This window comes from Legionella drancourtii LLAP12, from assembly GCF_000162755.2.
Classification (GTDB): Bacteria; Pseudomonadota; Gammaproteobacteria; order Legionellales; family Legionellaceae; genus Legionella; species Legionella drancourtii.
In genome coordinates, this window is the sequence record NZ_JH413820.1 from 23,250 (window position 1) to 36,022 (window position 12,773).

Consider the following 12,773-nt stretch of genomic DNA (forward strand, 5'->3'; position numbering starts at 1 on the left):
CAGATAAATAAGCATCAAGATGTTTGTGCACATGGAAGAGAATTTTTCCGCGTAAACCATAGGTATTTTTGATTGCTTCTACACGGGTTGAGCGAAGTTTTACCATGCCAAATTCGGCAGCCACGAAAAATGCATTGAGTAAAACCAATAGAAAAGCTAACAAAACCAACAAAAGATTCATCGTACACTATGTCCTTATAATTCTAATTATTCCATAAAAATGAGTTTTAAGTATTTTTATTGTACCCGTACTTTACGGGGGTGGTTTTGTATTGTTTTAAAAAGAATATATGCACTTTAACCATGAGGGAATCAATGACATAAATGCAAAACCCAAAAGATAAGTCAAAAATAACTCCATAAATATATATACAGTATAAACTCAATTTGAGGTGAGTAAGGTTGCCTATTTTTCTACTCTATACATATGGCATTATCAAGGAGAAGTTGAGGGTAGGGGGCAGGACGCATTGGTCTTTAAATCTCATCTTGAGCTGTTCACGCTGAGGCCGTGCGCAGAACCGTTTTAGCGTGAACAGCTCGAGATGGGATGCATATTGTTCCAATTTATTATCCAGAACTTACGCTAAGTAATCTCTTTTTTCTAACTTATTGGGGTTTGCCCAGTGGCGGCTGATTTCCCAAGTTAGCAGGCTCTTCTTGAGCTGGCTTTTTCGTAGATACTGTGCCACGTGGGGCGGCGATCATTTGCGTAATGCCCAGATCGCCATTTGGTTTACGGTTCACGGTTAAATCCACACTCAATAATTGGCTTACTTTTTCTTTCTCATTCTGATAAATCACCATCACCGGTACCGTAAGTTTCCACTGATTGTCTTTGGCTTCATTAACTAAGGTCATTCCCTCAATCTGACTTGTTACTGTTAATTGTTGCGCTTTAATCGCTTGAATATTACCGGATTTTTGCAGCGCTGTACTAAAGCCAGTCCATCCTTGCTCTGTAAAACAGGCTTGCAATTTTTGCATTTGCGCATCTAAAGAGGCTGGATCAAAGCTAAAGGCTTGTTTCACTGCATTTTGTGACCAAGTTAAAACTAAGGCTTGGTCTACTGTTTTAACTTGTGGAGGAATTTTATAATCACAATTAATCACAGGTGCTGGAGCAGGTGCTGTCACCGGTGCTGTTGGTATCGCCTGATTGGGTTGTTGTGGTTGAGGCGCTACTGGTTGCATTACCATTGGTTCTGAGGCGGGAGATGCAGGAGGAGCCGAGGTATTCGTTGGGGCCGCAGGTGCTTGTGGGGCTGGTGTTTGTTCTGCACATACTTGCGTGCCGATTAGAGTGAAAAGTGCACTCCAAAGTACTGTGTTCTTCATGAAATAAACTCCTTAAATAGTGTGCAGCAATTCTGCGATAATAAGAGCGGCCAATCTGGCTGTTTTGTGATCTTCATCCAGAGGTGGCGAGAGTTCAGCAATATCTAAACTCACTACTTTGCCACTTTGCATGATGTATTTCAAGAGTGGCAGTATTTGCCATGGTGTTAATCCTAGGGGTTGTGGGGCACTTACTCCGGGAGCAAAACACTCGGCCAATACATCCAGACAAATTGTTAAATAAATGTGATCAAGATTTAACATGAACTTATCCAGAAACGCCAGATGCCAAGCTAAGCTTTTCTCGTACAGGTCTTCTGCAGATAAATAGTGAACATTCAATTCAGTGGCACGTTGAAATAATGAGGGGGTATTTCCCATCGACTGGATACCCAGGCAACAATATTCAAAGCGACGCTTATTTTCTTCGCACCAGGTCGCGATTTGTGAAAAGGGTGTACCAGAGGTTCCTGATTGACCTTTTTGATAAGGACGTATATCAAAGTGTGCATCAAAGTTAATAATGCCTAATTTATGGTAGTGGGGTGCTAAACCTTGATAGTGTGCCCAGGCTATTTCATGGCCGCCGCCTAATGCGACTGTTTGATGCCCTTGTTGATGACAAAAACTGATTAAACTGGCAAATTGGCTTTGTGCCAATTCAAGTTCATCGCCTTCACAAATGATGTTGCCTAAATCAAAATAAGCTTTATTCGTGGCACAAGGTAATTTGGCCAATTGTGTTTTTATTTGATCTGGGCCTAGTTTTGCACCGGGTCTACCGAGATTGCGTTGAACCCCCGCATCACTGGCAAAGCCAAGAAAAATGGTTTTTTTTTCTTTACTGATTAAATCAGTTTGTTGGGCAGGAAAGGCAATCTTTTGAAAGAAACGTTCCGCACTCAGTGTATCTTTTCTTCCTTGCCAAAGTGATGGGTCGGCAGGTCGATAATTGGCAAGATTTTCAAACATTAAATTCCTCCCAAGGGTTTTGATTTTAAAAACAGGAATACCTTTTATAATAAAGCGCTTGATATAAAAAAGAAACTTTAATAAATCAATCAGTAGCCGTGTTAACTCATTACATCATACCTAAAATTAACCGAAAATGTTGCTCTTTAAAATAATGCCAACTTAGTCCAATGTCTGGTATTATCGGTACATATTATTAAATAATGCAGAGGGTATTGTGTTTATCATTACTGGTGGCGGAAGTGGGATAGGAAGAGCATTAGCCTTATCTTTAGCTAAGCGCGGTAAAGAGGTATTAATTGTTGGTCGTCGCGAAGAATTACTCCGTGAAACGGCCGCAGTTGCTACGAATATTCATTATCTTTGTGCTGATGTTGCAACCCAGGATGGACTGAATAACATTAAAGAGCATCTGAGTTCTGTTTCCCAAATTGAAGCCCTGATTAACAATGCGGGTACGTTGCAGCCTTTAGCTGAATTAAAAGATGTCGATCCTGACGAGTGGCAAAATGCTTTAAATACGAATTTGAATGCGGCACTTTTTCTACCACAAAAATTATACGCTAAGTTAGCACAGGGACGAGTTTTAAATATCGGTTCTGGAGCCGCATATTTTGCGATGAAAGGCTGGGGCGCTTACTGCGTGTCTAAAGCAGCTTTGGCTATGCTCTCTAAATGCTGGCAATTGGAATCTAAATCAATAGCCTTTGCGAGTGTGATGCCAGGAATAATCGATACTCAGATGCAAGTATTGGCTCGCAGTGGCGTGAATCCTGATCATGAACAAAGTAATTTTTATCAGCGTTTGCAAGAGCATGGCCGCTTGGTTGCACCAGAAACCGTTGCTGAATTCTTAACGTGGTTATTACTGGATGTTGATAATAAGACCTATGTCTCTAAAGAATGGGATATTTATGATACGAAACATCATGCGGCCTGGTTGAAACCACCGCACCAAGTTCTTCATTGGGATTTTTAATGTTTGCTGGTGATAAGTTATTGCTTAATGCTACGACGATTGATGCCTTAGGAAATCAATTGCAGCATCAGGCTATTGTTATTAAAAATGGCTTGATTGCCTGGTGTGGCTCTGCGTCCGAATTACCAACGCAATTTAGTGAAGCAAAAGAACAATTGGATTGTCAGGGACACTTAATTACCCCTGGACTGATTGATTGTCATACCCATTTAGTTTACGGCGGTAATCGCGCTGCTGAATTTCAATTGAAATTAGCTGGTCGAAGTTATGCGGAAATTGCTAAGGCAGGGGGCGGAATAATTTCGACGGTACAACATACGCGTGCTGCTTCCGAGGACGAGTTGCTACGCCAATCTTTGCCCAGGCTCCTTGCCTTGAAAAATGAAGGCGTGACTACAGTCGAAGTTAAATCAGGTTACGGTTTAGATTTGCCCAATGAGCTAAAAATACTGCGAGTAGCCAAGCGTTTGGGCGAAATGACTGGAGTCAGAATCAAGACGACTTTTCTCGGCGCACATGCTGTTGGTCCAGAATTTAAGGGAAATAGCCAGGCATATGTTGATATGTTATGCCAGGACATGTTGCCAGCATTGAAAGAAACCAATTTAGCTGATGCGGTGGATGTTTTTTGTGAATCTATTGCCTTTTCATTGCAACAGACTGAGCAAATTTTTCGTGTTGCCCAAGACTTAGGTTTTCCCATTAAATGTCATGCGGAGCAATTATCTAATTTAGGTGCCAGTGTGCTGGCCGCTGGATTTGGTGCTTTATCCTGTGATCATTTAGAGTTTCTCGATGAGAATGGCGCTTATGCCATGGCTCAAGCAAATACCGTCGCGGTTTTGCTTCCAGGGGCCTTTTATTTTCTACGTGAACAGCATAAACCTCCAGTTGAATTACTACGCCAGGCGGGTGTAGGAATGGCTATTGCTACTGATTGTAATCCAGGCTCTTCACCGACTGCTTCTTTACGTTTGATGATGAGTATGGCGTGTCAATTTTTTGCATTATCAGTACCTGAAGTGTTAGCTGCCGTAACCAGTCAGGCAGCAAAAGCATTAGGTCTTGAGCAAGAATTGGGACAGATTGCTCCAGGAATGATGGCTGATTTAGTATTATGGTCCGTTAATGACAGTGCGGCACTTTGTTATTATTTTGCTTACCCTTTAGCGCACCAGACGATGGTGGCTGGAGAGTGGGTGTCGATAAACGATGTTTATTAAGGAATTAAAACATGATGAATCAATTAAAAGCAGTTCTATCTTTATGCTTGATTGTTTGTTCTTTCGCGGCGCAAGCGATTACTCCCATATCAGAAAAGAAAGAAACATCAACTTATGTGCTTGATATGAAGTATCCACAAGGATTTAAAGATACGCACGTAAATACGGTAGTAAAAGACTTCATTGCGTTTACTAAAAAAAGTTTTTACAGTGAGTTATCCGAAGATGAGAATGTTGCTGCAGATTATTCAGGTAAATCAGGATTAAATATTACCTATGCCATACCATATCAACAAAACAATGCTTTGAGCGTGCGTTTTAATGTTTCTATTTATCATCGTGGCGCAGCCCATCCTTTAAATACGGTTGTGGTGTTGAACTTTATTGATAACCGTCAGGTTGAATTAGCCGACTTATTTGTTCCGGGCGCAGATTATTTAAAACCGATTTCTCAACTATGCAGCAAAGAAATTACTAAAAAGAATATCTCGGATGCTAAATGGATTAGCGAAGGGACTAAACCCGTTGCGGAAAACTATCATGTTTGGGCTTTTACACCACAAGGGCTTGCTATTATATTTGATAGTTATCAAGTAGCCGCTTATGTCTATGGCGAGCAAACTGTCGCGATTCCTTTATCTACTATTAAAACTTTAGTTAAACCTGAACTATTGAAAACTGTTTGGAAGCATTAATGATCGATACCCCCTATATAGCTGCTGATAAAAAAGTAGCCGAGCTAACTTTTCGTGCAATTATTTTGGCCATAATACTCACGGTATTACTGGCTACGTCGAACGCTTATCTTGCGCTGAAGTTAGGTATTTTAACTTCAGCATCAATTCCTGCTGCGATTATTTCCATGGGAATTTTACGCTTTTTTAAAACATCCACCATTCTAGAGAATAATGCGGTACAAACTGCGGCATCTGCTGGAGAGGCGGTAGCGGGCGGTATTGTTTATACCATCCCGGCGTTGATCATTATTGGGTATTGGAACCACTTTGATTACCTTACTAACTGTTTTATTGCGTTAAGCGGGGGTATCTTAGGCGTATTATTTTCTATTCCTTTACGTCGTATATTAGTTAATGACCGTAATTTAAAATTTCCCGAGGGGCGTGCTATTGCCGAAGTGTTAAAATCTTCTGTTGAAAAAGCAGGGGTTAAAGACATCTTGCTTGGTGGAGTCCTTGGTGGTCTTATTGAGTTATTACAAACTGGCTTTAAGCTTATTGCAAGTAGCTGGGGTTACTGGTTTTTTGTAAAGCGTTCTTTATTTGGTTTAGGCGCAGGTTTTTCAGCAACGATGATCGGTGCAGGTTATCTTGTTGGTTATGATATGGCGGTTAGTATCTTTTTGGGGGCGGTTATTTCTTGGTTGATTGCCATGCCAATGGTGAGTCATTTTTATCCTGAATTTATAAATCATTATTCAGCTGAACAAGCCGCTTCATTTTTGTGGAATAGTGAAATGCGCTACCTTGGTATTGGTGCGATGTTATTTGCTGGAATGTGGACTTTCCTGAAATTAATTAAACCATTAGCCAAAAGTATTCAAACTTCTTTACGCACATTTATTGTGAAGAACCGCATCGATGCTCAATTACCGCGTACCGATAAAGATATTCCTCTTCCTTATATTTTAATGGGAATAGGTGCTATGGCGGCTATTTTATTTTTATTTTTCCAGTTAGCTCTGCCTTTAGCACAAGTGGGATTAGATAACGACTTTTCGCCTACTTTAGTATTTTTAGGAGTTCTTTATGTTTTATTTATCGGTTTTATTTTTTCGGTAATTACGGCTTATTTTTCAGGGATGGTGGGCGTTACTGCAAGTCCTGGAAGTTCGGTGGTGATTTCAGGAATGCTTTTTGCTGCCTGGTTATTATTAATCGCCATTGATCATTGGTTGCCTTTACCTTTAAGTACACAACAAATACAAGCTGCAGAAGCAATTACAATTATGATTGGTTCTGTCGTTACTGGTATTGCCGCGATTGCGAATGACAATACGCAAGATTTAAAAGTAGGGCAATTAGTGGGCGCAACGCCATGGAAACAACAGTTAATGCTCTTGTTGGGGGTTGTGGTTTCTTCTTTGGTAATTCCACCGGTCATGCAGCTATTATTTAACGTGTATGGTATTGCTGGCGTCATGCCACATTCTGGCATGGATGTTAGTCAATCGTTGCCAGCGCCCACGGCGGCTTTAATGGCGGCAATCACCGAGGCTGTATTTAGAAATTCATTGCCTTGGGGCATGATGCTTATTGGATCTGTCATCATTTTAGCAGTCATTTATCTGAATCATGTTTTTAAATTAAGACGTTATTTAAATGTGTCTATTCTTGGAATTGCTATAGGTATGTATTTACCTATTTCTTCTTCTTTTCCATTGTTTATTGGTGGGATGATTGCTTGGTTTGTGCAAAGGCGTCTGACACGTATGCAAAAAACTGAGGATGAAAAAACGACCCGAACACAAAAAGGGACGCTTATTGCCTGTGGTTTGGTTGCCGGTTCGGCGATTATGGATGTATTGCTGGCTATACCTTTTTCAATTGCACAAAATCCGGATGTCTTGCAATTAGTTGGTTCTGGTTGGAAAGATGCTGGCGTTTATTTAGGAGTCTTATCTACCTTATTGTTGGCTTGGTGGATTAATCGTCGGGTTTGTGTTAGTAAGATTTGATGTTTCTCGTGAGGCAGGTTATAGAAGACCCTAGTCCCCAACCTACAGAGTCGTCTTTTAAATACCCCTGATATCGTCCCTTCGAAGTCCCCGCTGGATCGGGGACTATATATTACATAAGGGGGCGTATTTTGAAGACGAGATGCTTCATTGTCCTGTGTAAATTACAGCGTTTCAATCCTTACTTTATGCTGCAATAATTTTTCTTTCGCCTGTTGTGCTTGCGCTAATTTTTCTTGTTCTTTTGCAATAATTTCAGCAGGGGCCTTATCCGTAAATTTAGGGTTATTTAATTTACCTTCAGCAAGACTGATGTCTTTATCTAGCTTGGCGACTTCTTTTGCTAAGCGTGCTAACTCTGCCTCTTTATCGATTAAATCAGCCATGGGAATGAGGAGTTCAATTTCTCCCAATAACTGCAGTTGCAGATACCGGGGCTTTTTCCTCACTGCCTAAGTAGTTAATTTGGGTTAATTTACTCAATGCTTTGAGGGTATGCTGATATTTCTCTACGCGTTCTTTAAGTTCGGGTGTGATATTACGCATAAACAAAGGAATGAGCTTACCTGGAGAAATGGACATTTCACTGCGAATCGTACGGATTGCTTGAATTGCCGATTTAACCCATTCCAATTCTTCCTCAATGATGTCATTTAGGAATTCTTGGTTAACCTGAGGATAAGCACTTAACATAATACTGCCGCCATTCTCATTAGTGAGTTTGGTAGTACGCTGCCAAATTTCTTCAGTTATAAAAGGCATTAACGGATGCAGCATTTTAAGAATTTGATCTAATACGTGAATTAACGTTTTGCGAGTACCTCTTTTCAAGGCACTAAGTGCCTGTTCATCTTGCAGAATTGGCTTGGATAATTCCAGATACCAGTCACAATATTCATGCCAGACAAATTCATAAATCGTATTCGCCAATAAATCAAAACGGTAGGTTTCAAAATAATGATGCACTTTACTAATTGTTCGTTGTAAACGCGATAAAATCCATTGATCAGCAGGGCTGTATTGGAAGGCGCCATCACCAAAATCAACTTGTTCTTCATCCGTATTGAGCAATACATAGCGTGCCGCATTCCATAATTTATTGCAGAAATTACGGTATCCCTCAACACGACCTACATCAAAGCGCACATTGCGTCCATTGGAGGCCAGTGAGCAATAAGTAAAGCGTAAGGCATCAGTCCCGTATGCGCTGATTCCATCTGGAAATTCTTTGCGTGTGGCTTTTACAATCTTGTCACGCACCGATTGCAACATGAGATTGGAGGTACGTTTTTCTATTAACGATTCGAGGTCGATGCCATCGATGATATCCAGTGGATCCAGCACATTTCCTTTGGATTTGGACATTTTGTGTCCTTCACTGTCGCGAATTAATCCGGTAATAAATACATCTTTAAAAGGAACCTTGCCGGTAAATTTAAGCCCCATCATGATCATGCGCGCGACCCAGAAGAAGATGATGTCAAAACCGGTAACTAACACAGAAGTAGGATAGAACTGCTCTAATTCAGGTGTACGCTCAGGCCAACCCAACGTTGAGAACGGCCATAAAGCAGAAGAGAACCAGGTATCCAGAACGTCTTCATCTTGTTTTAACACCGTGCCTTCTTTAATTTTGTATTTAAAGCGTACGTCATTTTCACTATAACCTACATAAACGTTACCATTACTGTCGTACCAAGCAGGAATACGATGTCCCCACCATAATTGACGGCTGATGCACCAATCTTCAATATTTTCCATCCATTGAAAATACGTTTTGCTCCAATTGTCAGGAATAAAGCGCACGTCGCCATTTTTCACCGCCGCAATTGCAGGTTCTGCTAAGGGTTGGATTTTTACATACCATTGATCGGTAAGCAGTGGCTCAATAATTACATTGGATTTTTCACCACGTGGTACTTTTAATTTATGGGCTTCGGTTTTCACGAGGAAGCCTTCAGCATCCAAATCTTTGATGATTTGTTCACGCGCAACAAAACGATCCATACCTTGATATTTTAACGGCGCATTTTTATTAATGGCTGCTTTTTTTGTAAAGATGTTGATTAACGGTAACTGATGCCGTTTACCTACTTCATGATCATTAAAGTCATGTGCCGGAGTGATTTTTACACAGCCACTGGCAAATTCTTTGTCTACGTATTCATCGGCAATGATGGGAATTGTGCGGTCACATAGAGGCAATTTTAGCTGTTGGCCAATCAAATGCTTAAAGCGTTCATCTTCAGGGTTTACTGCAACTGCGGCATCGCCTAATAAGGTTTCTGGGCGTGTCGTTGCTACAACTATTGATTCAGCCGAGTTAACTAGTGGATAACGGATGTGCCAGAGAAAACCATCTTCTTCTTCAGAAAGTACTTCTAAATCAGAAACAGCGGTTCCTAATTTAGGATCCCAGTTCACCAAACGTGTGCCACGATAAATAAGTCCTTCATCATGAAGCTGGACAAATACTTTTTGTACGGCAGCAGATAAACCTTCATCCATGGTAAAACGTTCCCGGCTCCAATCAACAGAGTCACCCAAACGTCTCATTTGTTGGGTTATGGTATTGCCTGATTCATTTTTCCATTGCCAGACACGTTCCAGGAATTCTTCACGGCTCAGATCTTTACGAGAAATCCCGGACGCTTCTAGTCTGCGTTCAACAACGAGTTGTGTTGAAATACCGGCGTGGTCAGTGCCAGGTTGCCAGAGTGTTTTATCGCCCAACATCCGATGATAGCGCGTTAACGCATCCATAATCGTATGTTGAAAACCATGACCCATATGCAGGCTACCGGTGACATTCGGAGGAGGAAGCATGATGCAGTATTTTTTACCGCACCTTGCGGTTGAAAGTAATTATGACTTTCCCATGCTTTATAACATGCGCTTTCAATAGCTTCTGGGGAATAGACTTTATCCATGACTTTGACCTGTACTGATAAAAGGAGAAATTTTATCACACATCCTGGGGGTTTAGGTACCCATCTTGTATGGAGGGTTACGGCATGAAGATATTTATCGTATTTCTTAAGTTTTCCTTAATTAATATTGTTTAATATACGCACATATTTATGACTGTAGGGCGCAGATGAGATTTCCTAAAGAATTTTACTATACCTTGAAACATGAAGGCGTTGTTTATAGCTATGATCCTGAGGGACAAGTAGATGTAAATGAGATGATTAAAGCCAGGCCTTATTGGAAAAAGCCAAAGTGTGGTGAGCAACTAGAAAAAAAAATTTTGGTTATCGCTGCGTGGAATACAACACATTGGTTATTCAGGAAAAAAGATAGGGTTAATAAACTCCTTAATGAGTTAATAGATGAAGGTTTTTCTCTTTATTTGTGGAACAAAGAAGAGTTTGTTCCCTTAGCTAAAAACAGTGTTTTTGATCTTCCTTTTATCTTGTTAAGTGCAGAATGTTGGTCAGTATCTCCTGATGAGATCAAAGCAGTTGCTCAATTTAAGTTCCGTGAGCAACAAGTACATGTCCTGGATGAATATTGGTTGCAATTCTTGCAACATGAGGGGAATAAACCCTTTGCGCATTCTCTGCTTCTGTCTGAATTTAACAATAGTTATTATCCGGAAAAAGTGCTGCGAATCATACAGAAAGCCAAGTTTCCTCCGGACTTAATTATCAATAATGAGTTTTCTGAACATGCACGCTCAGTTTTTTTAGGTTTATGTGCTGTTTTTCCAACCGCAAAAATTATTAATAATTATGATTACTTAAATTTAAAGCAAGGATGGGATGAATCTTTATTAACTACAGGAAGTATAATCCATAATGAGGCTATGTTTACCTTAGATGATCTACGTCAGATCAATCGATTTAAAGTAGGTTTTGCTCTACCTGCGGACCGGTTACAAAAACTACTGGGGTATATAGACAAATTAGTCTTACTTGATTTATCGTATTGTACTTCATTAACGGAGGATTTTACGCAAGGCTTGGATTTATCATCCCTTAATGTATTGAAGTTAACAGACTCAACAATTACTACACCTGTTTTAGTACAGCTATTGGCAAAAGCACCTAACCTTAGATTTCTTAATTTGGTTAATTGTAGGAATTTGCAAGGGGATTTTCCCGATCTGGATTTAAGTTCTCTTGAATTTCTTTTAGTCAGTAATTCTAGCCTTAGTAGTCAAAATTTAAATAAAGTACTTGCAACCGCATCACAAATTAAAGTGTTGCAGATAAGTCAGTGTGTCAATATACAGGAAGACTTTACTGATGGTTTGGATTTGTCCTCTCTTTTATGTTTTCTTGCCCCTAATTCGTTGCTGCCTGGAGTGGTATACGAAAAATTAGCCGTAAAGGCACCTAAAATTAAGCAGCTGAATTTGTCGAGTGCAAAGAATTTAGTAGATAATTTGACGCAAGACTTAAATTTAGAGTTTCTTGAGGCGCTTGATTTAAGTAATACTGATATTAGGAAGGACAATGTAAAAAAGATAGTGGGTAAAGAAAGGAAACTTAATTTAATTAATTTGGCTTATAATCATGTAGATGCGCACTTTATCGCTGATTTAGATTTATCATCACTTAAGACGCTTTATCTTGCCAATGCCTTTATTAGTAACCTCCTCTTCGAAAAATTACTACTTAAAACTGTAGGACTTAAAAAGCTTTCGGTCTCTAATTATGGCGATCTTCCAGAACATTTTGGTGCATTCATTAATTTATCATCGCTTGAACGACTCATCGTTTCTGGGGCATATACTGGGCAAAATTTAAGACGATTAATTACTCTAATGCCACGCCTTAAAGTACTTGATCTAATAAATATCAAGGGCGGGTTGGATGATTTTGCAGAAAATCTGGATTTTTCCTCTCTTGAAGAGTTGTATTTAGGTACTTATTCTGTTTGGAGCCCCAGCGTAAAAAAATTACTGGCAAAGGCAAAAAATTTACAAGTGCTGCACCTAGAAAAATGCCCAAAATTACCACCAGATTTGCTGACAGGACTAATCTTACCTGTTTTTGAAAAACTAATTACGAGGCAATGCGGTGTTGATTCGCCCTTTTTAACTAACCTATGTCGTACCATGCCTCATATTAAAGAACTTGATATAGATGAGCGCTCATTATCCTTAATTAATATAGCGAATTTTGCTGCATTAATTCCCAATGTAATCGTAAGAGGTGCTTTAAATCATTGGCGAACTCAATTTAGTACGCCTACACGAAATACGATACCAGTGCATAATCCTCAAAGTGCTATAAACCACCAGCCGCCGGCTGACGATTTTCAATTCCATTTTAAAGGTGGAAAGAAAAGTCTTGATCAAAACATGGTTATTGAAAAATTGTCTCAGTATTGGACTTTAACCAATCAGCATAAAACACTCATACCGCAAATCCAAAATGGGATTTGTAATGCTTTATCACACCTATTTTTGGCTTTACCCATTGGTCAATGGCTCACAGAGATTGCCAACTGGGATGGCAGTGAAGACAGTTTGCACCAAAAAAAGAGGTATTAGTCCCCATTTTTAATAGGCTAACAAAGTATGTATATCAATATCAATTGGATGTAACATGTCAGG

At 39.9% G+C, this 12,773-nt stretch carries 8 protein-coding genes and 1 pseudogene; 5 read left to right on the plus strand and 4 right to left on the minus strand.

Features of this window, described 5'->3' with window-relative positions:
- The 3 genes from LDG_RS08480 to hutG form a co-directional block, all read right to left on the minus strand.
- Nucleotides 1–181, minus strand: a 181-nt coding sequence (locus LDG_RS08480; protein WP_040535045.1) for a CNNM domain-containing protein, incomplete at its 3' end; no start/stop codon positions are given.
- Nucleotides 182–609: 428 nt separating this feature from the next.
- Nucleotides 610–1,338, minus strand: coding sequence for a DotI/IcmL family type IV secretion protein (locus tag LDG_RS08485; protein WP_006870864.1), 729 nt, complete (start codon nucleotides 1,336–1,338; stop codon nucleotides 610–612).
- Nucleotides 1,339–1,350: 12 nt separating this feature from the next.
- Nucleotides 1,351–2,310, minus strand: coding sequence for a formimidoylglutamase (hutG, locus tag LDG_RS08490; protein WP_006870865.1), 960 nt, complete (start codon nucleotides 2,308–2,310; stop codon nucleotides 1,351–1,353).
- 217 nt (nucleotides 2,311–2,527) lie between these two features.
- Between hutG and LDG_RS08495 the strand changes: the two genes are divergently transcribed.
- The 4 genes from LDG_RS08495 to LDG_RS08510 are packed head-to-tail and all read left to right on the plus strand — an operon-like array spanning nucleotide 2,528 to nucleotide 7,207.
- A complete protein-coding gene (locus tag LDG_RS08495) occupies nucleotides 2,528–3,289 on the plus strand; it encodes an SDR family NAD(P)-dependent oxidoreductase (RefSeq protein ID WP_006870866.1) in 762 nt (253 codons plus the stop codon).
- Nucleotides 3,289–4,512 (plus strand): imidazolonepropionase, encoded by a 1,224-nt coding sequence (gene hutI, locus LDG_RS08500; RefSeq protein WP_006870867.1) that lies wholly within the window; start codon nucleotides 3,289–3,291, stop codon nucleotides 4,510–4,512. The genes LDG_RS08495 and hutI overlap by 1 nt, the downstream gene beginning before the upstream one ends.
- Before the next feature lie 11 nt (nucleotides 4,513–4,523).
- Nucleotides 4,524–5,207, plus strand: a complete 684-nt coding sequence (locus LDG_RS08505; protein ID WP_040535048.1) for an RsiV family protein — start codon at nucleotides 4,524–4,526, stop codon at nucleotides 5,205–5,207.
- Nucleotides 5,207–7,207: an OPT family oligopeptide transporter gene (locus LDG_RS08510; RefSeq protein WP_006870869.1), complete on the plus strand. Its 2,001-nt coding sequence runs from the start codon at nucleotides 5,207–5,209 to the stop codon at nucleotides 7,205–7,207. Before LDG_RS08505 ends, LDG_RS08510 begins: the two co-directional genes overlap by 1 nt.
- A gap of 164 nt (nucleotides 7,208–7,371) precedes the next feature.
- Here the strand turns inward: LDG_RS08510 and LDG_RS08515 are convergent.
- Nucleotides 7,372–10,137, minus strand: a pseudogene (locus tag LDG_RS08515) (valine--tRNA ligase).
- A 167-nt stretch (nucleotides 10,138–10,304) separates the two neighbouring features.
- Between LDG_RS08515 and LDG_RS08520 the strand changes: the two are divergent.
- Nucleotides 10,305–12,710 (plus strand): leucine-rich repeat domain-containing protein, encoded by a 2,406-nt coding sequence (locus tag LDG_RS08520; RefSeq protein ID WP_006870872.1) that lies wholly within the window; start codon nucleotides 10,305–10,307, stop codon nucleotides 12,708–12,710.
- The last annotated feature ends 63 nt before the right edge of the window (nucleotides 12,711–12,773 follow it).